Source organism: Cryobacterium algoricola (assembly GCF_004402485.1).
Taxonomy (GTDB): domain Bacteria; phylum Actinomycetota; class Actinomycetes; order Actinomycetales; family Microbacteriaceae; genus Cryobacterium; species Cryobacterium algoricola.
The window spans coordinates 121602-144760 of sequence record NZ_SOFG01000024.1 but is presented as its reverse complement, the minus strand read 5'-3'; the positions used below and the strand labels follow the sequence as shown (position 1 = coordinate 144760).

Here is a 23159-nt window from a genome sequence, read left to right as displayed (position 1 = left end):
TCGCTCCCCACCGCTCCCACCGCTACCCACGAGAAAGGCAGGTACCCCGTGGCCATCGAATTCGCAGGCACAACCACCGTCACCACCACAGCGCAGGACACCTTCGTCTACGTCGCCGCCGACGACCCCCTCGCCCAGCCGCTGCTCACGGACCTCGCCGCCGAGTACCACTCACGCTACGGCTCGTACTTCGGCGAAAGCGCCTCCACCGAGATCTCCCGGTACCCGGTCGATGCCTTCGCGGCACCGGACGGTGCTTTCGTCGTTCTGGTGCGGGACGGCATCCCGATCGCGGGGGGCGCCTTCAAACGGTTCGACGAACGCACCGCAGAGCTCAAGCGCATCTGGACCGCCGCGACCCATCGCCGCCAGGGTCTTGCCCGTCTCGTCGTCGCCGAACTCGAAGCAGAGTCCGCCAGGCGCGGGTACGACCGGGTGTTCCTGACGACGGGCCCGCGCCAACCCGAAGCGAAGAACCTCTACCTCGTCACGGGCTACACGCCGCTCTTCGACACCGCGCTCACCCCTGACGAGGTCGTGATCCATGCCTTCGCAAAAAGCCTCGACGCCCAGGAACTCGACGTTGCCGGCATCACCGCCGCGCACTACGCGGCCATCCGCCGTGAGCACTCCGACAACCCGCGCTTTGCCGCGCTGATCCCCGAGAGCGACTGAGACCATGACGGATATCGTGCAGGAATACGGGTCGGCGGCGCCGACCGAGGACTCGTCAGCCACCCCTCAGGTCGTGAACCGCGACTCACCCGACTTCGCCGCCTTCACCGTCGTGCACACCCGCCACTACGTGCGCTGGATCTTCGGCGCCCTCGTGCTCTTCGTCGTGCTGCAGTTCCTCTGGAGCCTTGCGACAAACGACAAGTACGGCTGGCCGGTCTTCGCGACCTATTTCTTCGCCCCGGCGATCCTGAAGGGCATCCAGCTGACACTGGGCCTCACGGTCGTGGCCGGAACGATCGGGTTCCTTCTCGGCACGCTCCTGGCCCTCGCCCGGCTGTCGAAATCGCCGATCCTGAACAGCGTGTCCTGGTCGTTCATCTGGTTCTTCCGCTCGGTCCCCCTGCTCGTGCAGCTGCTGGTCTGGTACAACCTCGGTTACCTCTACCCGCGCCTCGGACTCGGCGTCCCGTTCACCGACAACTATTTCTGGAGCTTCGACACCGTCACGCTGGTCAGCCAGTTCGCTGCCGCGGTGCTCGGACTTTCGCTCAATCAAGCGGCGTACTCCGCCGAGATCATTCGCGGCGGCATCCTCTCGGTCGACCAGGGCCAACTCGAGGCCGCTGCCGCACTCGGACTCCCCCGGCACGTTCGGGTGCTGCGGATCATCCTGCCTCAGGCCGCCCGGGCGATTCTCCCGAACGCGTTCAACGAGATCATCGGCCTGATCAAGGGCACCTCGATCGTGTCGGTCATCGCCCTCGGCGAACTCTTCTACGTCACCCAGGTGATCTACAACCGCAACCAGCAGGTGATCCCCCTGCTCCTGGTCTCCGTGGTCTGGTACATCATCTTCACCACCGTGCTGAGCATCGCCCAGTTCTATGTGGAACGCCACTTCGCCAGAGGCGCCCTCCGAGTGGTTCCGCCGACGCCCATCCAGGCGGCACGCGCCTGGGTGAAGACCCAATGGGCGCGGCTCGACGAGAAACCCGCAGCACCGGAACCGTCCAAAGCAGCGACAACCCGGATCGGCGGAAACGGATCATGAGCATCGCAGCAACCCACGCGTCCGACACGGTGACCACACCGACAACCCGCGGCCTCGTCGACATCCGAGGCGTCTCCAAGAGCTACGCCGGCCACGACGTGCTGCACGACGTGAACCTGACCGTGCAGCCAGGGGAGGTCGTCGCGATCCTCGGCCCGTCCGGGTCCGGCAAGTCAACCCTGCTCCGCACGATCAACCACCTCGAGAGCGTCGACCGAGGCTGGGTCACCGTGGACGGCGAGCTGATCGGCTACGAACAGCGCGGTGACCGGCTCTTCGAACTCAAGGAACGCGAAATCCTGAAGCGACGCACGAATGTCGGCGTCGTCTTCCAGAATTTCAACCTGTTCCCGCACCTCACGGCCGCGGAGAATATCGCCGTCGCTCCCGTCGCTCTCGGGCGGCTGGGCAAAGCGGATGCCCGCGAACTCGCCCTCGGACTCCTCGCCAAGGTGGGCCTCGCCGACAAGCCGGACGCCTATCCCCGCCAGCTCTCCGGTGGCCAGCAGCAGCGCGTCGCGATCGCGCGCGCCCTGGCCCTGCAGCCCAAGGTGCTGCTCTTCGACGAACCGACGTCGGCGCTCGATCCCGAGCTCGTCGGCGAGGTCCTCGACGTGATCCGGGACCTGGCCAAACTCGGCACAACTCTCATCATCGTGACCCACGAGATCGGATTCGCCCGTGAGGTCGCCGACCGGATCGTGTTCATCGATGCCGGGCACATCCTCGAGGTCGGTCCCCCCGAGCGGGTCTTCGGTTCGCCGAAGCATCCGCGCACCCGAGAATTCCTGGGTCGCGTGCTCTAGCGCGTTCCGGGCCATTCACCACCCCACCCTGCACAGCAGCATTCACAAGCAGACACTCACAGAAATAGAGGCACACAATGGCAATTAAGAAGAAAACCGCGGTCATCATCGGAGGCATCGCCGCCGTTGCACTCGTCGCAGGCGGCATCACCGCGGCCGTCCTGGCCGGCACAGGCAACAGCTCGGCCCAGGCCGCAGGCGCAGCTCCCACTGCATCCGCAGCGGCGGTGACGTTCAACCTCGGCCCGAAGCAGGACCGGATCCGTCTCGACAAGGTGCCCGAAGCCATCGCCGCCATCAAGAAGAGCGGCTTCACCCCGATCGAGGCAGGCAAGCTCACCGTCGTAGTCAGCCCCTACGTCGCTCCCCTGGGCCTGTTCGCGACCGATGACACGACCCTGATCGGCAACGAGACCGACATCGCCCAGCTCATCGCCGACGGCCTCGGCCTCGAGCTCAACCTGCAGCCGGCCGCGTGGGCGGACTGGCCCCTCGGCATCCAGTCCGGCAAGTACGACCTGATCACGTCGAACGTCACGGTGACCGAGGCCCGCAAGGACCTCTACGACTTCGCGAGCTACCGCGAGGACCTTCTTGGGTTCTACGTGAAGAGCGACTCGAAGATCTCGTCGATCAAGGAGGCCAAGGACGTCGCCGGCCTCAAGGTCATCGTCGGCTCCGGGACCAACCAGGAGAAGATCCTCCAGGCCTGGGACAAGGAGAACATCGCCAAGGGCCTCGCCGCCGTCGAGTACCAGTACTTCGACGACACGGCTGCAGCGAACCTGGCCCTGCAATCCGGGCGCGCCGATGCGAACTTCGGACCGAACGCGACCGCTGCGTATGCCGCGGCCCAGAACGGCGAGAGCAAGCTCGTCGGAACCTTCAACGGCGGCTACCCGGCGCACGCGAACATCGCGGCGGGCACCAAGAAGGGCAACGGTCTCATCGAGGGCGTCAGCATCGTGCTCAACAAGGCGATCGCGGGCGGCCAGTACGGCGACGTTCTCGCTCGCTGGGGCCTCACCTCGGAGGGCGTCACCGAGTCGCTCGTGAACCCGGCAGGACTCCCGCGCGAGTAGCGAGAGCGTAGCCACCATTCACTGACCGGATGAGCCGGGCCAGGAGAGAGAGGTCTCCCGGCCCGGCTCGTCCGGTTTCCCGCCCTGGCTCCCTGTCCGGCCCGCTGCCTAGGATGTCTTCATGGTGTTCATTCAGGACCTGCACCTTCGCGACGGTCGCACTCTGCGCGTCCACGACAGTGCCGCCGACCACGAACTGGACTCGGCCTTCACCGTGCTCTGGCAACACGGTTCGCCCCAGACGGGAGCCCTGCTCAAGCCGTTGCTATCCGCGGCGGCCGCTCGCGGCATCCGTCTCCTCTCGTATGGGCGGCCCGGCTACGGCGGCTCGTCTGGCCTGCCGGGTCGTGACGTGGCCGCAGCGGCCGCCGACGTCGAACAGCTCTCCGACGCTCTCGGCATCGGCCGATTCGCCGTGATGGGTGCGTCCGGCGGCGGCCCGCACGCGCTCGCCTGCGCCGCCCTGCTGCCGGAACGGGTCTCGGCGGTCGGCTGCCTCGCGAGTCTGGCCCCGCTCGACGCCGACGGCTTCGACTGGTTCGCCGGCATGGCCACGGACGGAGCGTCCCTCCGCGCGGCGCAGCTCGGTCGGGCGGAACGCACGGCCTACGAGGAGACAGTCGAATTCGATCCCGACAGCTTCATCGAGGCGGACTACAACGCCCTCGCCGGCCCGTGGGCGGCCCTGGGCGCCGACGTCGGCCTGGCTTCGGCGGCCGGACCGGACGGCCTGATCGACGACGATCTCGCGTTCGTGGCCCCGTGGGGCTTCCCCGTCGCCGAGATCGACGTTCCGGGCCTCGTCGTCCAGGGCGGCAGAGACCGAGTGGTCCCGCCGTCCCACGGCGACTGGCTGAGCCGGCGCCTTCCCCGGGCGGAGCTCTGGCTGCGCCCGGACGACGGTCACATTTCCGTGCTCGAGGCGTGTCCCGCGGTCATGGACTGGTTATCCGCGCGCCCGTGATCGCGGCCTGCAGGGCCTCGGCTATCACCCGATCGGCCGAGTCCCGGTGGATGGAATGCCCTGCGCCTGGGACGAAGGCGTAGCTGAGGTTCGCGTGCCGGGCGGCAAGACGCTCGCCCTGGTCGGGAAGCACCGACGCACTGCCGGAGGCGGGGTCCGCACCGAGCAGCCGGACCGGCACCCTGACATCGTCGAGGTGCGGTTCGAGATCCCACGGGCTGGTATCGCCCAGCACGCGCTCCACAGTGAACGGACTGATCAGCCGGGCTGCCTCTGCCTTCTGGTGCGCGTCCTCTGCGTGCCAGCTCGGGTTCTGGTCCAGGATCTTTGACGCGCTCGGGTCGGTGATCTCCGCGATCGTCTCGGCGAGGAGCGGCGCGACCGAATCCGGTCCGAGGGTGAGCGGTGGGTCGAGTACGAGCACGCTTCGGGTCCACTCGTCAGTGCCCGCAGCTGCGAGGAGCGCGACGGCGCCACCGAGCGAATGCCCGATGACCAGGTCCCAGGACTCCCCTGGCGCCGGGCGGAGCCGCAACGCGTCGGCGACGAATCCCTCGAGCGGATACGAGATGGTACGGGGGGCCCGACCGTGACCACGCTGGTCGGGGGCGACCACGAACCAGCCTTCCGCGGCGAGTCCGCTCGCCACCCGCCACCAGACCGCGCCTGCGGAAGTGAGCCCGTGCAGCAGCAGTGCGCTCTTCGCGGCAGCAGGGTCGCCCCAGGTCAGCACGGGCAGTTCGACGGAGATTCCGGGAAATATGGGCGTCACGGTGTCCTGACAGGATCGGAAAGGAGACGGGAAGGATGGAGCCGAGAATACGGCAGCGTCGCAACGGAACAAATCCGGCCCGTAACAATTAGAGTCGTGTGAGGAATTCGGCACAGGAAACGAAGCGGAGCAGCTGTGAACACTGGAATTGTCGTCATTGATATCCAGAAGGACTACTTCCCCGGGGGTGCGTACCCCCTCACCGGCAGCGAACCCGCCGCTGTCGTCGCCCGGAGCGTACTCGACTCGGCGCGTGAGATCGGCACGCCCGTCGTGCACTTCCAGCACGTCGCCACCGAAGCGGATGCGACGTTCTTCGTCCCCGGCACCGTGGGAGTCGAAATCCATCCCCTGGTAGCGCCGGTTGCCTCGGAGCGCCAGTTCACCAAGGGCTCCGCCAACGCTTTTGTGGACACCGGCCTCGAGGAGCTGCTGCGCGACGAGGATATCGACCATCTCGTCATCATGGGCATGATGAGCAGCATGTGCATCGATGCGACCACCAGGGCCGCCCTCGATCTCGACTTCGCCGTCACCGTCGTGCACAACGCCTGCGCAGCCCCCTCCTTCGAGTTCGAGGGCACCGAGGTTCCCGGGGCATCCGTGCACGCCGCCTTCATGGCCGCCCTCCGCGATGCCGGTGCCGACGTGCTCGCGGCGGCCGACCTCGACCTCGAGCTGCTCCCGGCTCGCTAGCGGCGGAAGCGCCCGGTCGCGGCGCCGTGTTGGATCGCGTGTTGACGTTCCGGTGAGGACCTGGTGTGCGCGGTGTCGGTTCTGTGGTGCCGAATTCAGGAGATCGGCCCGGGTGAACGACACGGGTCCGCGGACCAGTGCGGCCGATCCCACCCGGCGGCAGGGATCTCCTGAATTCGACACCAGGACTGCTCGAATCTCCTGGGGCTACGGCGTGAGGCCCAGGGTGTCACGCAGGGTCGCACCGGGTTCGTACTCGGTGCGATAGACGCCGCGCTCCTGCAGTTCGGGGATGACCCGGTCGACGAACTCGTCGAGTCCCGTCGGATTCGTGTGGCCCACGATGACGAAGCCGTCCGACGCTTCCTCCTGCACGTGCCGGTTGATCTGCTCGGCGACCTGCACCGGCGTGCCGACGAAGGTGTGCTTCGCGGCGAAGCGGATGACCAGGTCGCGAATACTGAGCCCCTCGGCTTCCGCGATCCCGCGCCAGGTCTTCGCCACCGCAACCGGGTCGACGACATGGCGCACCCGTCCACGGGCGACGCCCTTGTCGGCGAGGACGGGGTCGATCTCCGGCAGCGGTCCATCGGGGTCGTAGCCGCCCAGGTCGGTGCCCCAGAGCTGCTCGAGGAACGAGATCGCGGTCTGGGGGCTGACCTGCAGGAGCGCGACTTCGCGGGAGCGTTCCCGCGCCTCGGCTGCGGTGTCGCCGAGGATGAAGGTCGCGGCCGGCAGGATCTTGAGCGAATCGGGGTGGCGGCCCACGGCCGGCAGACGGCCCTTCACGTCGCGGAAGAACCGCTGCCCGTCCTCGAATTCGGAATGCAGGGAGAAGATCACTTCCGCGTTCGCCGACGCGAAGTCACGGCCGTCTGCCGAGTCTCCGGCCTGCACGATCACGGGGTGGCCCTGCGGGCTGCGCGGCAGGGTGCCGAACCCGCTCACGTCGAACTGCGCACCGTGGTGGTCGACCGCCGTGAGCGCGTCGGCGGAGAGGAACTCCCCCGTCTTCTTGTTCGCGGCGGGGGCGCCGGGCGCCCAGCCGTCCCACAGCGCGCGGGCGACCGCGACGAACTCCTCGGCGCGCACGTAGCGGTCCTTCGGGTCGAGGAAGGCACCGCGGCGGAAGTTCTCGCCGTGGAAGGCGTCCGAGGTGGTGACGATGTTCCACCCGGCCCGCCCACCGCTCAGCAGGTCGAGGCTCGCGAGCTGCCGGGCGAGTTCGTACGGTTCGTTGAAGGTCGAGCTGAGGGTTCCGACGAGTCCGATGTGCTCGGTCACGGCGGCGATCCCGGCCAGGATCGCGAGGGTGTTGGGCCGGCCGACGACGTCGAGGTCGTGGATGAGCCCCTTCTGCTCCCGCAGCCTGAGCCCCTCGGCGAGGAAGAGGAAGTCGAACTTGCCGCGCTCGGCGTTCTGAGCGAAGTGCCGGAAGGAGGAGAAGGCGATCTGGCTCTCGGCTTTGCCGTCGCTCCAGACCGAGGTGTTGTTGACCCCCGGGAAGTGCGCGGCAAGGTGGACCTGCCGGAACGGGCGCCCTGCGGCGTCCCGGGCGGTCGGGTGGGCGGTCGGGTGGATGGTCGTACTGGCGGTCGTGGTCATCAGCGGATGCTTCCGGTCAGGTCGAGCTCTACGGTGGAGTCTGCGGCGGGGTCGGCTTCACTGTCTGCCGCGGCGGTGGCGCGGGCCGCGGGAGCGGTAGGGCTCGCATAGCGGCTCTCCGGGCGGCCGAATCCGAGTCGGGCGCGGAGGGTCGCCGCCCCGATCGGACGGTCGAGGACGCCGGCTGCACGCAGCAGCGGAACGACGCGCTCGGTGATCGCGGTGAGATCGTCCGGCAGCCGCGCCGGCCGCAGCCTGACTCCGTCGATGCCGAGCGAGTGCCAGTGCAGGAGCTGGGCGGCGACGGCCTCAGCGGTGTCGGCGAGGATGACCGTGTCGGAGGTCCAGGGCTCCCCGTGGGTGGCATTGAGCCGGTCGAGGGTCGCGAGGGCGGCATCCGCCGTCTCTCCGATCAGAACTGAGATCTCGGTCCAGACCCGCAGCGGTTCGTCCGCCCCACGCGACACGTCTTGGGCCGCCGTGTCGAGCTGCCCGAGGATGGCCACGAGGTGCGCGTCGTCGTGCGGGGTGATCCCGACGATGTCTGCCCCGGCCACGGCGAGTTCGTACGGCACCTTCTGGTGGGCGAGCGCGTAGACGAGCGGCTGGCCCTGCGGCGGTCGCGGGGTGATCGACGGCCCCTTGACGGTGAACCGGTCGCCCACGAAGTCGATGTAGTGCAGCTTGTCGCGGTCGACGAATCGGCCCGTCTCCACATCGCGGATCACAGCGTCGTCCTCCCAGCTGTCCCAGAGCCGGCGGGCGACCTCGACGGTGTCGCGTGCTTCGCCGAAGAGGTCCTCGAGCAGGGCAGTCTGCGCGGGATCGGTGCCCCGGGCGACGAGGGCGGGATCGAGGGCCGGCAGAGTGCGGCGGCCGACGTGCGCCGCCTCATGGGCGCGCCCGGAGACCTGCACGCGCCAGCCCGCCCTGCCGTCACTCACGAAGTCGAGGGTCTGCACGCCCGTCGCCACGTGGAATGGTTCGGTGTGCGTCGTGGTGATCGTCGGGATGAGACCGATCGTGCTCGTGTGCGGCGCGATGGCGGTGGCGAGCAGGAGCGCGTCGAGCCGGCCGCGCACCTCGTCGCGGCGGGGGTCGATCCCGCCGAAGCCGGTGCTCTGCAGGCCGAAGGAATCCTCGATCGTGACCAGGTCGATGCCGGCCGCCTCCGCGGCCCGCACAAGAGCGACCCAGTAGTCGAGATGGAACAGGTCTGCGGGGCGGGCGTCCGGCTCGCGCCAGGCCGACGGGTGCCAGCCGGCACCGTCGAGGGCGATTCCCAAGTAGAGCGGCGATGTCATCGAGAAGATCCTTTCGTCTGCGTTTCTTCTGCGCGAACGTCCGCGCGGACACCCACGCTATGCACGAGGTCGTTCCCTCGGGACACCGGAAAGTAACACGAGGTCACGGGCGAAATCTGCGGTAACAAACGAGAGGGACGACGGGAATGGCTGCCTAATCTGTGATTTCCCGTCCGGCCCAGAGCGGCCGGACCCACCGATCGACAAGGAGCCACCGACGTGTCCCGCTACATCGCACTACGCCTGCTGCAGGCGATCGGCGTGCTCTGGGCGGCGTATACCGTCTCCTTCCTGGTGCTCTACGCCCTGCCGGGTGACCCGGCCCGGCTCCTCGCCGGCCCAGACGCGACCGACGTGACCGCCGCCCAGCTGGATACCCTCCGCGCCCAGTTCGGACTCGACAAGCCGCTCGTCGTCCAGTACATCGAGCATCTTGGCGCCCTGTTGCGCGGCGACCTCGGCACGTCCCTTCCGACGGGACGACCGGTCGCCGAGCTGATCGGCGAGGCCATCCCGTCCACGCTGCAGATCGCCGCCCTCGGCCTGCTCCTCGCCGTGCTCGTCGGCGGCGGGCTCGCCCTCGCCGCGACCTTCACCCGGCATCGCGGACTCGGCCAGCTCCTGCTGGCGCTGCCGCCGATCGGCGTCGCCGTTCCCGGCTTCTGGTTCGCCCTGTTGCTGATCCAGTGGTTCTCCTTCGGGATCCCGTTGTTCCCCGCCGTGGGAAACCAGGGTTTCGCATCCGTCGTGCTGCCGGCGATCACCCTCGCCCTGCCCACCGGTGCGACGATCGCCCAGCTGCTCTCCAAGAGCCTCGTGACGACGCTCCGCGAACCCTATATCGACACGGCCTGGGCCAAGGGAGCCGGGCCCGGTCGGGTTCACCTCCGCCATGCCCTCCGGAACGCCGCCCTGCCGGCGTTGACCGTCACGGGCCTCATCGTCGGGCAGCTGCTCTCCGGGACAGTGGTCACCGAGACCGTGTTCTCGAGGCCAGGTCTCGGCCGGGTCACGGCCACGGCCGTCGCCCAGCAGGACATCCCCGTGGTGCAGGGCATTGTGCTCTTCGCCGCCGCCGTCTTCGTCGTGACCAACCTGCTCGTCGACCTCGTCTACCCCCTGCTCGATCCGAGAATCGTCATCCGAAAGCGGCGTCTGCCCCGCGTACGCGTGGCCGCAACGGCCGGAGCCTCCCGATGACCGACACAACCGCGCTCGCTGCAGAGTCCGCACGCGCATCGACCGGCCGGGGTACCGCGCACGACGACACCTTCGCGACGACGTCGGCCGACCGGTTCGCGGATGCTGCGGCGAGCCGGGAAGCCGGATCGATCGTCGAAGAGCCCTCGGCGCCCACGGCCGCCGACGGCCGCACCGGACGGGTCAGGCGCCTCCTCGCCACCGGGGTGCAGCATCCCGGGACCGTCCTCGCCGCGGTATGGATTGTGCTCGTCCTGGTCTCCACCGTCGCACCGGGCCTCTTCACGAGCCAGGATCCACTCGTCGGCGTCCCCGCCGAGAAGCTCACCGGGCCGTCCCCGGCACACTGGCTCGGCACAGACCAGCTCGGTCGCGACCTGTACACCCGGGTCGTCTTCGGCAGTGCGCTCACCCTCCAGGCCGCCCTGATCGCGGTCGGGATCGGCCTCGCCGTCGGGTCCGTGCTCGGGCTGCTCGCCGGCTTCGTAGGGCGCTGGGTCGACGACGTCGTGATGCGCATCGCGGACGTGCTGCTCGCGATTCCGAGCCTGCTGCTCTCCCTCGCCCTCATCACCGTCCTCGGCTTCGGCACCGTGAATGTCGCGATCGCGGTCGGCCTCGGCAGCGTCGCGACGGTTTCCCGGATCATGCGTTCCGAAGTGATCCGGGTGCGGAACGCCGTCTACATCGAGGCGGCCTTCGCCTCCGGCAACCGCTGGTCCCGCGTGCTGTTCCGGCACGTGCTGCCGAACTCCGCCGGCCCGGTGCTCGTGCTCGCCGCCCTCGAATTCGGAACGGCGATCCTCGCCGTGTCGGCCCTCAGCTTCCTCGGGTACGGCGCCCAGCCGCCCGCACCGGAGTGGGGGTCGCTCATTGCCACCGGCCGCAACTTCCTCACCACCGCCTGGTGGCTCACCACCCTGCCCGGCGTCGTGATCGCACTCACCGTGCTCTCCGCCAACGCGCTCTCCCGGGCACTCGACTCCGAAGGACGGCGCGTCCGATGACCCCGCAGACTCCACAAGAACCGGTCCTCGTGATCGAGGACCTCGCCGTGCAGTACCGAACGCCCACGGGTGTCGTCGACGCCGTCCGCACCGTGAGCCTCCGGATCGAGCGCGGCGAGAAGGTCGCCATCGTCGGAGAATCCGGCTCTGGGAAGTCGACAACGGCCCACGCCGTCGTGCAGTTGCTCGCACCCGCCGCCCGGATCGCGCGCGGCAGCATCCGCTTCGGCGGCATCGACCTCGTCCACGCGAGCCGTGGCGAGCTGCGCGCCATTCGCGGCCGACGCATCGGGCTCGTGCCGCAGGACCCGACGGTTTCGCTCAACCCGGTCACCCGGATCGGCACGCAGGTCGCCGAGGTGCTCGTGATCCACGGCCTCGCCGATCGGCGCACGGCAGCGGCGGCCGCCGTCGAGGCGCTCCGCCGGGCCGGACTGCCCGACCCGGAGCTGCACGCCCGGCAGTTCCCGCACGAGCTCTCCGGGGGCATGCGCCAACGGGTGCTCATCGCGATCGCGATCATCGCCGGGCCCGAGCTGATCATCGCCGATGAGCCGACGAGCGCCCTCGACGTCACCATCCAGCGGCAGATCCTCGACCACATCGACGAGCTCGCCGCGGAGACCGGCACGAGCGTCCTCCTGATCACCCACGACCTCGGCATCGCAGCCGACCGGGCCGACCGGATCATCGTGATGAACCAGGGTGTGATCGTCGAGGAGGGCACGCCCGCCGAGGTGCTCGGTGCGCCGAAGCACCCGTACACGCAGGCCCTGATCCGGGCGGCGCCGAGTCTCAACGCCCTCGGAGACGTCGAGCGGGTGCTCGACCGGCTCCCGAAGGAGACCCGGGTGCGGGTCTTCGGCGGCCGCGCAGGGGACCCGTTCACCGTGCGGGACCGGTCGAAGGGTCCCCTCGCCACCGACCCCTCCGGAGCCACGGACGAGTCCCCCGCGAGGACCGTGCTCGTCGCAGAGAACCTGGTGAAGGACTTCGCGCTCCCGCACGGCGGTGGCGTCGCCCATGCGGTCGCGAACGTGAGCTTCGCGGTACCCCGTGGCCAGACGTTCGCCCTCGTCGGCGAATCCGGTTCAGGGAAGACGACGACCGCGCGGTTGGCGCTCCGCCTCGACGACGTCACGAGCGGGCGGGTGCTCTTCGACGGGCGGGACGTGACGGATGCCCGGGGCCGCGAACTGCGGGACCTGCGACGGAGGATCCAGGTCGTGCACCAGAACCCGTACGCGTCGCTGAATCCGCGGCTGAGCATCCGTGCCATCATCAGCGACCCCCTCGTGGCGTACGGGCTCGGCGACCGGACGGAACGGCGCACGCGTGCGGCGGAACTCGTCGACGTCGTGGCGCTGCCCTCCTCCGTGCTCGATCGCCGGCCGGCGGAACTGTCCGGCGGGCAGCGGCAACGCGTCGCGATCGCCCGTGCCCTCGCCCTCAACCCCGAACTCCTCGTGCTCGACGAACCCGTCTCCGCACTCGACGTCTCCATCCAGGCCCAGATCCTCGGCCTCCTTGCGAGCCTGCAGGACTCGCTCGGCCTGAGCTACCTGTTCATCTCGCACGACCTCGCCGTGGTGCGTCAGATCGCCCATCGAGTGGGCGTGATGCGCCTCGGCGAGCTCGTCGAAGTCGGCGACGTCGGCACGGTCTTCGCCGACCCGCAGCACGAGTACACCCGTGCACTGCTCGACGCGATCCCCGGGGCCGGGGCTCCCGTGGTCCAGCCCGGGTGACCCGCGCAGCTTTCTTCCACTCAATCCTTTCCGTCCGACCGAACACCCATCTCTCACAGCCAGGAGAACACCACACCATGAGTACCCGACCCTGGGGGCGCACCGCCCTCATCGGCACGGCCGTCTTCGTCGGCATCGCGCTCAGCGCCTGCTCGGCGAACGGACAGTCCGCCACCACAGCCAGCCCCACCGCCGCGACACCCGTTGTCGGCGGAGACCTGACCTTCTCGATCGCAAACGACCCGATCTCGCTCAACCCCTCGGGGACGGGTTCGGGCAACGACACCCTGTATGTCACCCGTCAGCTTGTCGACTCACTCCTGTATCAGAACCCGAAGACGAACGACCTCGAACCCTGGCTCGCCACGAGCTGGACCGCCAACGCCGACGCGACGGCGTTCACCTTCGTGCTCCGCGATGGCGTCACGTTCTCCGACGGCACCCCGCTCACCGCGGCTGCAGTGAAGGCGACCTTCGACGACATCGTCGCTGCGGGCCCCAAGAGCCAGGCCGTCAGCTCCTTGGTCGGCTACCGGCAGACGGTCGCCGTCGATGCGCACACGGTCGAGGTGGACTTCTCCACACCGAACGCCGCGTTCCCGAACTCGACGGCGTCCGTCGCCCTCGGGATCGTCGGCGCGTCGACGATCGCGACCCCGTACGACGACCGGGCTACCGGAAAGGCCGTCGTCGGCACGGGTCCGTTCGTGCTCGCGAGCTACACGAAGAACGTCGCCACGAAACTCGCCAAGCGCACCGGCTACGCCTGGAGCCCCGAAGCCGTCGGCGCCACCGGCGAGGCGTACCTCGACACGGTCACCTTCCAGGTCGTGCCGGAACCTGCCGTACGCACCGGCAGCCTGACCTCCGGCCAGGTGGATGTCATCGGCGGAGTGCAGCCGGTCGACGTCGACTCGATCGCCGCGAGCGGATTCCCGCTCATCGACCGCGGCAACCCGGGCGTGAGCTTCGGCGAGTACTTCAACGTATCCCGGCCGATCGTGAGCGACATCGCCGTGCGCGAGGCGATCGCCCACGCGACGAACGCGGCAGAGATCCGCGATACCGCGCTCAACGACACATTCGCCGTTGGCACGAGCGTCCTCGCGAAGACCACGCCAGGCTGGGCCGACGAATCCAGCTACTTCGCTTTCGACACCGCGAAGGCAAGCAGCCTGCTCGACGCCGCCGGTTGGAAGGCGGGAGCAGACGGCATCCGCGCCAAGGACGGGACCAGGCTCTCGCTCGTCGTCAACTGGATCACCAACTTCGGACCCAACCAGACCTCCCTGGAACTGCTCCAGCAGCAGCTCAAGAAGGTCGGCATCGAGATCACCCTTCAGGGCGGCGACGTGCCGTCCTTCCTCGAACGACAGAAGAGCGGTGATTTCGACATCTCCTGGCAGAACCTCTCCCGGGCCGACGGCGACGTCCTGCGCACGACCTTCTCGAGCGCGGCCAGCAACACCCTCCGGATCAGCGATCCGACCCTCGAGGCCCTGCTCCAGAAGCAGCTCGCCTCCGGTGATGCCACTGCCCGGAATGCCGTCCTTGCGGACATCCAGAAGCGCATCGCCGAGCAGTACTACCAGATCCCCGTGCACGAACTCACGTCGATCATTGCCGAGCAGCCGAACGTCAACGGGGTCTCGCTCGGTGCGGACTCCCGGCTCGACCAGCTGACCGCGGCGTGGAAGTCGGCGACGAACTAGTGCCGTGCCGGCGGGGTCCGAGGGACTCGGGCCCCACCGGCTGCTCCCGGCCTAGATGCCGAGGAGCTTGGCCTTGGCCGCGGAGAACTCGGCGTCGCTGATCACGCCGGCGGTCTTGAGGGTCGCCAGTCGTTCGATTTGGGCAGACAGGCTGTCGTCCTCCGCGGCCGCAGCTTGCGGTGGTGGTGCGTACTGCGCCTGCTGCTGAGCGGCCTGCTGGCCCGCTGCGGATTGGGCCTGGGCCTGCTGGCGCCGGCTGACGTTGCCGGAGACCGCGGTAGCCGTGCTTGCGATCACGGCGGTCCGTGCCATTGTCCCCATCAGGCCGGGTCGGCCACCTCGACGCATCATCGTCTTCCTTTCATCGTGTTCCGAGTCCTGTTCCGAGTCCTGGTGCGTGGCTGTCAGTCGGTGTCTGCCCCGGGCGCGTCCATCGCCAGGAGCACCTCGTCGACGACCGAATCCGGCACGTGCACGTCTTCGAGCAGGACTCCTCCGGAGTCAACGATCGCGTCACGCAACGGCTTGAACCAGGTGTGCTCGAAGACGAGGATTGCCGCCGAGCTGTTGTTCTCGAGGTCGGCAGACAACTCGTCGACGTCGTCGTCCGAGAGGAGTCCGTCGACTCCCTCGAAGAGAGCGGCGAGGGCCGACACGGCCGCATCCTCGGTCACGCCGAGTTCGTCGAACTCCACGAGACTGACTTCGCCGGTTTCATCCTTCGAGACGAGCAGCGCATCGATGATGCTGATCGTGTTCGAGTCGACGAGATCGGAAAGCGCTGGAACTATCTGTCCGTTGAATTTGTTTCCCGGGAACGCAACCACGAGCACTTCGATTGGGCCAAGCACGGTGTCTCCTTCGCTCGTCGTCACGACCTCGTCGCCGCAACGCTCTATCAGGACAGTGGGGACACTAATCCGGTTCGGTGCGGGCATCAAGGTGCCCGGCGGCCTGGCCTGCCCGGCCGCGCCAGACGTGAACTACTCCTGGCGAAACGGCCCTTTCCGGCAAACTCCGGTCGCGCTATGGTCGGGCTGCCGGCGAGTTCGCCCGGCCCTGGAGCGGACAGTGTGCTCGGTTCGCCCTCCTCTGATCCACCTGTCCTGACACCGCAAGAACACAGAAGAGCACCTGAGGCAAGGAGAATCTCATGTTTGCGAATTTCTGGGATATCGTCTGGTTCTTCTTCTGGAGTTTCGCGTTCATCGCCTATCTCATGGTGTTGTTCTCGATCGTCGCGGACATCTTCCGGGACCACACACTCAATGGCGGGGCCAAGGCGGTCTGGCTGATCTTCCTCATCTTCGTTCCGTTCCTGACCGCCCTGGTCTACCTGATCGCGCGGGGCCCGGACATGGCCAGGCGTCAGGAGGAACGGGCACAGCAGGTTCAGGCGTACACAGACGACTACGTCAGGTCCGTCGCGTCCTCCGCGAGCCCCGCGGCCGAGATCGCGAAAGCGAAAGAACTCCTCGACAGCGGCTCGATCACGGCGGCCGAGTTCGAGGCGCTCAAGGCGAAGGCGCTCAAGTAACGCACAATGTCCTGTCGAACGGCGCTTTCGGGATGGGAGACGGCGGCTCCTAGACTGGGAAGATGGACGCCTCGAGCACTGTGAAGACACCGCCGATTCTGACCCTGACCGTCAATCCGGCCCTCGATGTGAGCACCTCGACGGCCCAGGTGACCAGTGAGCACAAGCTGCGGTGCAGCGCGACGCGCATCGATCCGGGCGGCGGCGGCATCAACGTGGCCAGGGTCATCCGTCGACTCGGTGGAACCGCCCTCTCGCTCTACGCTGCGGGAGGTCCCACCGGTGAGGCGTACCGCCAGCTGATCGCCGCCGAGGGGCTTCCAACCGTCATGGTTCCCATCCACGAGAGCACCCGCCAGAGTTTCACCGTCGACGAAACGGCCACCGGCAAGCAGTTCCGGTTTGTCCTGCAGGGGCCCGAATTCACGGAAGCGGAGTGGACGGCGTGCCTCGACACGCTCGCCGCCACGATGCCGGTCGGCGGCTATATCGTCGCGAGCGGGAGCCTGCCGCCTGGTGTCCCCGACGACTTCTATGCGCGCGTCGCCCGCCTCGCCCGCTCCAGCGGGGCACGGTGCATCGTGGATGCCTCCGGAGCGGCCCTGACCGCAGCACTCGCCGAAGGCGTCTTCCTGGTCAAGCCGAGCCTGCGCGAGCTCGAGACATACGCTGGCGTGACGCTCGATACGCCGGAGAGCCAGGCGGATGCCGCGGCGCGGCTCGTCGCCTCCGGTGCGGCCGAGCACGTGGCCCTGACCCTCGGTGGGGCCGGAGCCGTCCTCGCCTCCGCGAGCGGAGTCATCCGCTCTGACGTTCCGAAGGTGACGGTGATCAGCACCGTCGGTGCCGGGGACAGTTTTGTCGCCGCCTTCGTGCTGCGACTCGCCCAGGGCCGAACGGCGGCAGAGGCCTTCCGTGCCGGCGTCGCGGCCGGGAGTGCAACGGCTTCGACCCCCGCAACCGAACTGTGCCACCGGGAGGACGTCGAACGCCTCGAGGCCGAGCTCGCCGCCCGGGCCTGAGCGGGCCGGGCGGCGGATGGCCTGCGCGAAGCAGACCTTCGCTAAGAAGACCTACGCGAAGAAGATCGGGTCGAACTCGCGGAGGGTGTTGCCGGCCTTGGGTGCCTCGGTCAGGAACACGTTGAAGCCGTAGGGCAGGGGCGCGTCGTCGTCGTCGATGAACCAGAGGTCGGTGACGCGGTAGGCCACGCCGCCGGTGTAGATTCCGTCCCCGATTTCGGGAAGCGTGTCGCCGTCGGCGATCTCGAGGAATTCCTTGTTCGGCAAGACATAAGTGGTCGGTACGGTCTGTTCTTCATCCATGGTTCGAGCTTACCGGGACTGGATTTGGGGACGACAGCGGGGTGATGTACGAGTAGCCGGTACTGGTGTTCTTGGTCATCGACAGCACGAGCTCCATGTGCGGTTCGAGGGCGGTGACCTTGTCGAGCGGCGAGCCGACGATGAGCTGGAAGCCGAGTCCCTTCCAGGCGGCCACGGCACGGCCGGCGAACTCGGAGTCCGACTTCACGAAGCCCTCGTCGAGGAAGACCGGCGCGAACCGCGGGCGGGTGCGGCTCTCGTCGCCGAGCTGGAAACGCAGGGCCGCGCCGACGACGAACGCGACGAGCTCCTGGGACTCTCCACCGCTCTTGCCGCCGAGCGAGGAATAGGTGCTCACTTCGACGCCGTCGGGCGTGGAACGGACCGCGGTGATCTCCACGTGCTTCCGCACGTCGAGCAGGAGGTCCCGCTGCGACTCCGTGCGCGTCCCCGGCTCCGGTCGGCGAATCTGGGCCATGAAGTTGTGCAGCCGGGTGAACCGGGCCTCGGTTTCCTCGTCGGTGAAGTCCTCCGTCGACCCGGAGGCGAGAACCTTGAGCTCCTTGCGGAACGCGGTGGCGTCGTCGCGGTGCAGGCGGCGCAGTGCGATCTTCAGGCGGTCTCGACCGGCCCCGAAAGGCAGGGTCGCGAGGATCTCGTTGATCGGCCGGAGCCGGTCCTCGATCTCCTCGATGGCGGTGTTGAACGCCGCGGTGAGCGGCACGAGGTCCTGCCCGCTCCACGCAGACAGCCGACGCTTCCATTCCTGGCGCCGCTCGTGCAGGCCGAGCGTGTACACAGCATCGAGGATGTCGCGATAGCTCGTGTATGACTCGAGCGAGGTGCCGATGTTCGGGTCGGGCCACCGGCCCTGGAACGTTTCGAAGATGCGCACCAGCGAGTCCCGGGCGCTCGCGGCGCTCTCCCTGTCGTGCGCGGACTGCTCGGTGAGGCGCTCGCGCAGCCGTCGCACGCCGCCCTCGAGCGCCGCCAGGTCGCCCTGGTCTCCGACGAGGGCGAATTGTTCGGTGAGGTGCGCGGAGTGCTCCTCGGAGAGGGTGGCCGTCCGGTCACGTTCGATCCGGTCGAGCATGCCGGAGACGGCGTCCTGACGGTCGACGATCCGCGCCTGCTCCGCGGCAAGACGCTCGGCCGTCCCGTCGGCCGAGTGCTTGAGCTTCTGGGCGGTCTCGAGCTCGGAGGAGAAGCGTTCCTCCTCGGCTTTGAGGGCACGAAGGATGTCGCTGCCCGCGAGGACACGATCCGATTCGGCTTCCTTCTCCGCGATCCTGACCTCGGCGCCGGCCACATCGATCGATAGCCAGGTGGTGTCGACGACGTACTGGTGGGCGCCTCGCCTGCGGCGGAGGTCGGCGATGCGGTTTCCCACTTCGGCGGCATCCCGGGCGAATGCCTCGGCCGCGCCGGTCAGCTGGGCGCGTTCTGCCACGATCTCGGCGAGGCGACCGGTGTTCGAGAAGCCGATGATCGGCGCCTGGCCCTTGTTCCAGCCGTGTGCCCCGCGCTTGCCATTGCGGGTCTGCCCGGTCGGGGTGACCCGCGGGCCGTCTCCGGCCAGGTCGGTGGGGTCCGCGACGCAGAGCGCGTCGAGGCTCGGCGCGCTGACCCGGTCCTGGACCCAGCCGCTGAAGGGCGAATCCTGGTAAACGAGCTTGCCGGACACGAAGCGGGGGTCGCCGGTGCGGGGCCGGTGCGCCCGGAGTGCGACGCCTTCGAAGTGGATGCGCACGGGAATCTGCAACGGATCGATCGCGGCGCTGAGCGCGCGCAACCGCGTCTCGTCGACGAGCATGACGCGCACCACGGACGACAGGGTGACCTCGGCGGCCTGGCGCCAGGCCTCCTCGCCGGAGGCGAGGTCGACGAGTTCGGCGACGAAGGGCAGCTCCTCCGCGGGGATCCCCGAGGCTTCCGCGATCATCAGCCGGGCATTGTGCAGGTGCTGGGGAACCAGGTTCTCGCGTCCCGCGAGGAAGTCGTGCTCCTGGCCCAGGGTCCTGAGCTGTTCCTCGACGGGGAAGGCGTTCCGCTGCAGGGTCGTGCGCTCGGCCTCGAGGTCACGCTCCGCCCCGGAGAACCCGGTGAGGAAGCGTTCCGCGTCGTTCTGCACGAGGGTGAATTCGGCGGCGGAACCGGTGAACGGCTCGAGGGTCTTGGTGCGGTCGTCGAACTTCGCGCGCTCGGCGGCAACGTCGTCGCGCTGGTCTCGCAGCAGGCCGATCTCGTTCCGCAGGCTGACGAGCACGTCACCGCCGTTGTCGCGCTGCTGGTGCTGGACCTCGGCGACGCGGGACTTGAGCTCGGTCTCGGCGTTCCTGGCACGGGTGAGCTCGACCTGGTTGTCACGGCGACGGATGCGATTGGTGTCAGCGGCGCCCTCGAGCAGTCCCTGCTCGGTGAGGAGCTGCCAGAGCACGAACGGGGTGTCACCGGTGCGATGGACCCCGAAGGTGTCGATCAGGTCGGCCTTCTCCGCCGCGGTCTCGTACTCCCGGTGCAGGTCGGGGATCCGTTCGAGGACCTTCGCCTTCTGGGCCTCGGTCAGCATGGCCCCATAGGACCTTTCGAGGTCCTCGAAGTGATCGACGGCCTTGTCGGCCGCCGCGTAGGTGGCCGGCTCTTCAAGGACCATCGACTTGTAGAGTCCGTCGACCGTCTTGACCTGCTGTCCGGCCTGGATCCGCGCGAGGAGCCGCAGCGCCTTGCCGCCCTCGCCGTTGGCGCCGATTCCGAGCCGGGTGTAGAGGGTCTGGGCGAACGCCGCGTAGGTGTCGAAGACATCCAGTTCGGGGAACCGGGTCCGGAGCGCTCGCTTGTCGAAGCGCGCCTCGGTGACGTCGGCGAGGTCGCGCAGGTCGAGGCGGCCGTCCTGGGTGGCCATCTTCATCGTGATGTCCGCGAACCGGGTCGCGCCCCGCGGCACGAAATAGGCGCGCAGCACGGTGAACCGGCGGCCGTTGTCGTCGACGAAAGTCATCGCGACCGCGCCCCAGGTCGCGTCGTGCGCGCCGCGGAGGACCTGGTCCTGCATCTCCCCGGTTCCGGCCTCACGGTTGGAGTCGGTCTTGCCCCTGAGGTAGGTCATCAGGTTGCGCTGGTCGAGACTCCGGGCCCTGCCGGACCCCGCGTCGTTGGAGGCGCCGTTGAACGGGGTGTCCGAGGGCATCATCAAGGCGAGGTAGGCGTCGAGCAGGCTGCTCTTACCGGTTCCGGACGCGCCGGAGAGCAGGGTCGCCGAGGGGGCGAAGGTGATCTCGTGGTGGCCCTGGAAGCCTCCCCAGTTGACCATCTGGAACAGTTCGGCGCGCCACTGCGTCGTGCCCTCCGTGGATCCGTCGATGTAGAAGAGCGGGGAATCGCTCATGAGATCGCCTCCAGTTCGGGGTCCAGCTCATCGGGCGCAGGCGCGACCTCGGCGGGGGCATCCGCTGCGTTCTGCTCGACGAGCCATTCGTGCAGTTCGGCGAGCCGTTCGAGTGGAAGCAGCACCTCGATCACGGCCGAGATGCGGAAACGGTCCGGATCGCTCGTCTTGAGCAGCACCCGCGCCTTGGCGAGGCTGTCGACGGCGGCGCTCGCCTTGCGGGCATCGCCGTACCGGTCCGTCGAGAACTCGGGGCGGAAGTGCGCGACGTTCTCCACGAGGTTGTCGCGATCGACGAGGACGATGTCCTGGCCGTTGGCACGCTCGCTGCGGAACCGCTGGCGCAGCAGCACGAGCAGGATCGTCTCCTCGCGCGTGTACGCGACGTCGTGCAGGAGGGTCGGGAAGCGCTCGCCCGCCTCGGAGACGGCCTGCCGTTTGAACGCGACCTGATAGTGCAGGTCGATGTGCAGGTCGAGGAACATGTCGTTGAGGCGTGATTTGAGCAGCCTCTGCGAGTCGAGCAGGGTGCGCCATTCCGCTGGCTGCAGCGCGGCGGAGATATAGCGGTGCTTCATCAGGAGCACGAGGGTGCGGCGCTGTTCCACGGTGAGGCCGCCCTCGTCGCCCTCGAAGAGGGAGAAACTTGCGGGCTCATCGTCGATGGCGGCGTCGATCCCGGCGCCGGAGTCACCGTCCACGCCGTCGTCGTCGCGGTCGAGGTCATCGCGGTCGAGGTCGTCGCGGTCGAGGTCGTCGCGGTCGAGGTCGTCTGTCCACTCGTCAGTCATGATCGGTTCCATAGTTCAGGGCGGCCAGGGCCGCGGTTTCGTCGTCGTTCAGGATGATCCGGGGAACCGTGAAGGTGCGCCGGCTGCCGTCGGGCCGCACGGTCTCGAAGCTCTCCACCTGCTGTGCGCGGCTGAGCGCATCGACCTGGGTCGCGATCTGCAGCATGCCGAGGATCTCGACCGGGCGTCGCAGGGCGGGTTCGAGGCCGTTGAAGGCCGCTCCGACGGATGCCGCGCCGTCTGTCCCGCGGAACGTCACGAGGGCGTCCCGCATCCGTTCGAGCATCGGTCCGCCCTGCCGGCGCATCTCGTCGAGGCTCGGCGGCTCGGGGGCGTACTCCGACACGTCCTCGAGGTCCGGTGGCGGCCGGTGACCCAGCGGATCGTAGAACCGTTCGCGGAGGTGTTCCACGTCGAGGATGCCGGGCATGAGTTCCGCGGTCACCGTCGACCGGGGTCCCGCGGTCTCCATCCAGATCGCGAGTTCCTTGTTGATTTCCCGAAGCAGTCGTTCGAGTTCGCGGTCCTTGACCACGTCGTGGTTGACGATGTGCTCGCGGAGGGTGGTCGTGAGGCCGTTCCGCTGGGTCAGCACGTCGTCGATGCCCTTGCGGATCAACCCGACGGTGCCGAGGAAGGTGCGTCGCTCCGCGGTGGTCAGCTTGGCGGCGAAGGGGTGGTCGAGGATCGCCTCGAGGTCGTTCTTGACATCGGAGAGCAGCGCGTCATTGCGCAGCAGTGTGAAGGCGCCCTCGAAGGCGCGGCCTTCCGCGGTCGCCGACATCAGGGCATCCGTCTTGGCGAGGTATTCGTCGAGGACCTCGCCGATGGGGCGCTCCTCACCGCGGAAGTCGCTCACGATCTGGCGGTGCATGGCCGCGACCGATTCCTCGACGCGTTTGAAGTCGCTCGGGAGTTGCATGATCAGGTCGACGAGGTTCGCGTATCCCTCGTGCATCTGCTCGTCGGAGGCGGTGGCGATCTCGCCGCCGCCCTGCAGGCGGTCGCGTTCCGCGGTGTTCTCCGCAATCTGCTGGTCGAGCCTGCGGATCCGCTCGTCCCGGTCCGGGTTGGCCTGGGTCGCGCGGTGGCGGACGCTGTCGACGATTGTGGTGAGGCGGGACTCGCTGATCAGGGCGCGGTCCCGGGAGAGGCTGTCGACGAGGAGGAGCGCTTCGAGGGCGTGCGAGGTGAGCGAGTACTGCTCCTCACCGTTCTCCCCGGTCTCGCGGTAGAGCCACAGGTCGTTCATCCATTGCACGCAGAGGGCGCGGCCGTTCTTGCCGGGCACCTCGCTCCCGACGGACCGGAGGTCGGCGAGGTAGGCGTCGACCTGCGAGTGCAGGCGGTCGGCCTGCACGCTCCGCCGGTCGCGGCTGAACGCCGATTTGAAGACGGCGAGGACAAACGGCGCCCACTTGCGATCGAGCAAGCGCAGCGTGGGTTTGTCGAAGGCCTCGCGCACGCGCGCCAGTTCACCCGCAATTTCGCTCACA

General features: G+C 68.3%; 21 protein-coding genes. 12 read left to right on the top strand and 9 right to left on the bottom strand.

All coding sequences use genetic code 11. From position 1 onward, the window contains the following. Positions 1-48: 48 nt before the first annotated feature. The 5 genes from E3O44_RS17750 (at position 49) to E3O44_RS17730 (ending at position 4581) form a co-directional block, all read left to right on the top strand. Complete coding sequence (locus E3O44_RS17750) at positions 49-675, top strand: GNAT family N-acetyltransferase (protein WP_241976415.1); 627 nt, start codon at positions 49-51, stop codon at positions 673-675. 4 nt (positions 676-679) lie between these two features. After that, positions 680-1729, top strand: coding sequence for an amino acid ABC transporter permease (locus E3O44_RS17745; protein ID WP_134536279.1), 1050 nt, complete (start codon positions 680-682; stop codon positions 1727-1729). After that, complete coding sequence (locus E3O44_RS17740; RefSeq protein WP_166792713.1) at positions 1726-2535, top strand: amino acid ABC transporter ATP-binding protein; 810 nt, start codon at positions 1726-1728, stop codon at positions 2533-2535. Before E3O44_RS17745 ends, E3O44_RS17740 begins: the two co-directional genes overlap by 4 nt. Positions 2536-2612: 77 nt before the next feature. Next, a complete protein-coding gene (locus E3O44_RS17735) occupies positions 2613-3617 on the top strand; it encodes a transporter substrate-binding domain-containing protein (RefSeq protein ID WP_134536275.1) in 1005 nt (334 codons plus the stop codon). A gap of 121 nt (positions 3618-3738) precedes the next feature. Further along, on the top strand, positions 3739-4581 hold the full coding sequence (locus tag E3O44_RS17730) for an alpha/beta fold hydrolase (RefSeq protein ID WP_134536273.1): 843 nt from the start codon (positions 3739-3741) through the stop codon (positions 4579-4581). Here the strand turns inward: E3O44_RS17730 and E3O44_RS17725 are convergent. Next, positions 4553-5353 carry an alpha/beta fold hydrolase gene (locus E3O44_RS17725; RefSeq protein WP_166792712.1) on the bottom strand — a complete coding sequence of 267 codons (801 nt, stop codon included), beginning with the start codon at positions 5351-5353 and terminating at the stop codon, positions 4553-4555. The two genes, E3O44_RS17730 and E3O44_RS17725, sit on opposite strands and share 29 nt — an antisense overlap. Positions 5354-5488: 135 nt before the next feature. On the opposite strand from E3O44_RS17725, the gene E3O44_RS17720 reads away from it, so the two are divergent. Continuing rightward, positions 5489-6049 carry a cysteine hydrolase family protein gene (locus E3O44_RS17720; protein WP_134536269.1) on the top strand — a complete coding sequence of 187 codons (561 nt, stop codon included), beginning with the start codon at positions 5489-5491 and terminating at the stop codon, positions 6047-6049. Positions 6050-6256: 207 nt separating this feature from the next. Here E3O44_RS17720 and E3O44_RS17715 read toward each other — a convergent pair whose 3' ends face one another. Further along, positions 6257-7654 (bottom strand): NtaA/DmoA family FMN-dependent monooxygenase, encoded by a 1398-nt coding sequence (locus tag E3O44_RS17715; RefSeq protein ID WP_134536267.1) that lies wholly within the window; start codon positions 7652-7654, stop codon positions 6257-6259. Next, positions 7654-8958: an LLM class flavin-dependent oxidoreductase gene (locus E3O44_RS17710; protein ID WP_134536265.1), complete on the bottom strand. Its 1305-nt coding sequence runs from the start codon at positions 8956-8958 to the stop codon at positions 7654-7656. Before E3O44_RS17710 ends, E3O44_RS17715 begins: the two co-directional genes overlap by 1 nt. Positions 8959-9177: 219 nt before the next feature. Between E3O44_RS17710 and E3O44_RS17705 the strand changes: the two genes are divergently transcribed. From E3O44_RS17705 to E3O44_RS17690, 4 genes are all read left to right on the top strand, one after another. Further along, positions 9178-10158 carry an ABC transporter permease gene (locus E3O44_RS17705; protein ID WP_134536263.1) on the top strand — a complete coding sequence of 327 codons (981 nt, stop codon included), beginning with the start codon at positions 9178-9180 and terminating at the stop codon, positions 10156-10158. Beyond that, on the top strand, positions 10155-11165 hold the full coding sequence (locus E3O44_RS17700) for an ABC transporter permease (RefSeq protein WP_134536261.1): 1011 nt from the start codon (positions 10155-10157) through the stop codon (positions 11163-11165). Before E3O44_RS17705 ends, E3O44_RS17700 begins: the two co-directional genes overlap by 4 nt. Next, complete coding sequence (locus E3O44_RS17695) at positions 11162-12913, top strand: dipeptide ABC transporter ATP-binding protein (protein ID WP_134536259.1); 1752 nt, start codon at positions 11162-11164, stop codon at positions 12911-12913. Before E3O44_RS17700 ends, E3O44_RS17695 begins: the two co-directional genes overlap by 4 nt. A gap of 77 nt (positions 12914-12990) precedes the next feature. Next, positions 12991-14625 carry an ABC transporter substrate-binding protein gene (locus E3O44_RS17690; RefSeq protein WP_134536258.1) on the top strand — a complete coding sequence of 545 codons (1635 nt, stop codon included), beginning with the start codon at positions 12991-12993 and terminating at the stop codon, positions 14623-14625. Positions 14626-14676: 51 nt separating this feature from the next. Here the strand turns inward: E3O44_RS17690 and E3O44_RS17685 are convergent, their stop codons facing one another. Continuing rightward, positions 14677-14937 carry an SHOCT domain-containing protein gene (locus E3O44_RS17685; protein WP_241976414.1) on the bottom strand — a complete coding sequence of 87 codons (261 nt, stop codon included), beginning with the start codon at positions 14935-14937 and terminating at the stop codon, positions 14677-14679. A 92-nt stretch (positions 14938-15029) separates the two neighbouring features. Next, positions 15030-15476 (bottom strand): DUF6325 family protein, encoded by a 447-nt coding sequence (locus E3O44_RS17680; RefSeq protein WP_134536254.1) that lies wholly within the window; start codon positions 15474-15476, stop codon positions 15030-15032. A 302-nt stretch (positions 15477-15778) separates the two neighbouring features. On the opposite strand from E3O44_RS17680, the gene E3O44_RS17675 reads away from it, so the two are divergent. Both E3O44_RS17675 and E3O44_RS17670 read left to right on the top strand, forming a co-directional pair. After that, on the top strand, positions 15779-16162 hold the full coding sequence (locus E3O44_RS17675; protein WP_134536252.1) for an SHOCT domain-containing protein: 384 nt from the start codon (positions 15779-15781) through the stop codon (positions 16160-16162). 62 nt (positions 16163-16224) lie between these two features. Continuing rightward, positions 16225-17184, top strand: a complete 960-nt coding sequence (locus E3O44_RS17670; protein WP_134536250.1) for a 1-phosphofructokinase family hexose kinase — start codon at positions 16225-16227, stop codon at positions 17182-17184. A 51-nt stretch (positions 17185-17235) separates the two neighbouring features. On the opposite strand, the gene E3O44_RS17665 is transcribed toward E3O44_RS17670, so the two are convergent. From E3O44_RS17665 to E3O44_RS17650, 4 genes are read right to left on the bottom strand one after another with little or no spacing between them, the layout of a single operon-like run. Next, entirely contained in the window at positions 17236-17487 is a 252-nt protein-coding gene (locus E3O44_RS17665; protein WP_134536249.1) for a hypothetical protein, read from the bottom strand. Further along, on the bottom strand, positions 17480-20872 hold the full coding sequence (locus tag E3O44_RS17660; protein WP_134536247.1) for an ATP-binding protein: 3393 nt from the start codon (positions 20870-20872) through the stop codon (positions 17480-17482). Before E3O44_RS17660 ends, E3O44_RS17665 begins: the two co-directional genes overlap by 8 nt. Further along, positions 20869-21663 carry a DUF4194 domain-containing protein gene (locus E3O44_RS17655; protein ID WP_166792711.1) on the bottom strand — a complete coding sequence of 265 codons (795 nt, stop codon included), beginning with the start codon at positions 21661-21663 and terminating at the stop codon, positions 20869-20871. Before E3O44_RS17655 ends, E3O44_RS17660 begins: the two co-directional genes overlap by 4 nt. Next, positions 21656-23158 (bottom strand): DUF3375 domain-containing protein, encoded by a 1503-nt coding sequence (locus E3O44_RS17650; RefSeq protein ID WP_166792710.1) that lies wholly within the window; start codon positions 23156-23158, stop codon positions 21656-21658. The genes E3O44_RS17655 and E3O44_RS17650 overlap by 8 nt, the downstream gene beginning before the upstream one ends. Between the last annotated feature and the right edge of the window lies 1 nt (position 23159).

Excerpts from the sequence above, each read along its gene's own strand:
- E3O44_RS17745 (WP_134536279.1), top strand. The coding sequence starts at position 680 with ATGACGGATATCGTGCAGGAATACGGGTCGGCGGCGCCGACCGAGGAC.
- E3O44_RS17740 (WP_166792713.1), top strand. The coding sequence starts at position 1,726 with ATGAGCATCGCAGCAACCCACGCGTCCGACACGGTGACCACACCGACA.
- E3O44_RS17735 (WP_134536275.1), top strand. The coding sequence starts at position 2,613 with ATGGCAATTAAGAAGAAAACCGCGGTCATCATCGGAGGCATCGCCGCC.
- E3O44_RS17730 (WP_134536273.1), top strand. The coding sequence starts at position 3,739 with ATGGTGTTCATTCAGGACCTGCACCTTCGCGACGGTCGCACTCTGCGC.
- E3O44_RS17715 (WP_134536267.1), bottom strand. The coding sequence starts at position 7,654 with ATGACCACGACCGCCAGTACGACCATCCACCCGACCGCCCACCCGACC.
- E3O44_RS17710 (WP_134536265.1), bottom strand. The coding sequence starts at position 8,958 with ATGACATCGCCGCTCTACTTGGGAATCGCCCTCGACGGTGCCGGCTGG.
- E3O44_RS17700 (WP_134536261.1), top strand. The coding sequence starts at position 10,155 with ATGACCGACACAACCGCGCTCGCTGCAGAGTCCGCACGCGCATCGACC.
- E3O44_RS17695 (WP_134536259.1), top strand. The coding sequence starts at position 11,162 with ATGACCCCGCAGACTCCACAAGAACCGGTCCTCGTGATCGAGGACCTC.
- E3O44_RS17690 (WP_134536258.1), top strand. The coding sequence starts at position 12,991 with ATGAGTACCCGACCCTGGGGGCGCACCGCCCTCATCGGCACGGCCGTC.
- E3O44_RS17685 (WP_241976414.1), bottom strand. The coding sequence starts at position 14,937 with ATGGCACGGACCGCCGTGATCGCAAGCACGGCTACCGCGGTCTCCGGC.
- E3O44_RS17675 (WP_134536252.1), top strand. The coding sequence starts at position 15,779 with ATGTTTGCGAATTTCTGGGATATCGTCTGGTTCTTCTTCTGGAGTTTC.
- E3O44_RS17670 (WP_134536250.1), top strand. The coding sequence starts at position 16,225 with ATGGACGCCTCGAGCACTGTGAAGACACCGCCGATTCTGACCCTGACC.
- E3O44_RS17665 (WP_134536249.1), bottom strand. The coding sequence starts at position 17,487 with ATGGATGAAGAACAGACCGTACCGACCACTTATGTCTTGCCGAACAAG.
- E3O44_RS17660 (WP_134536247.1), bottom strand. The coding sequence starts at position 20,872 with ATGAGCGATTCCCCGCTCTTCTACATCGACGGATCCACGGAGGGCACG.
- E3O44_RS17655 (WP_166792711.1), bottom strand. The coding sequence starts at position 21,663 with ATGACTGACGAGTGGACAGACGACCTCGACCGCGACGACCTCGACCGC.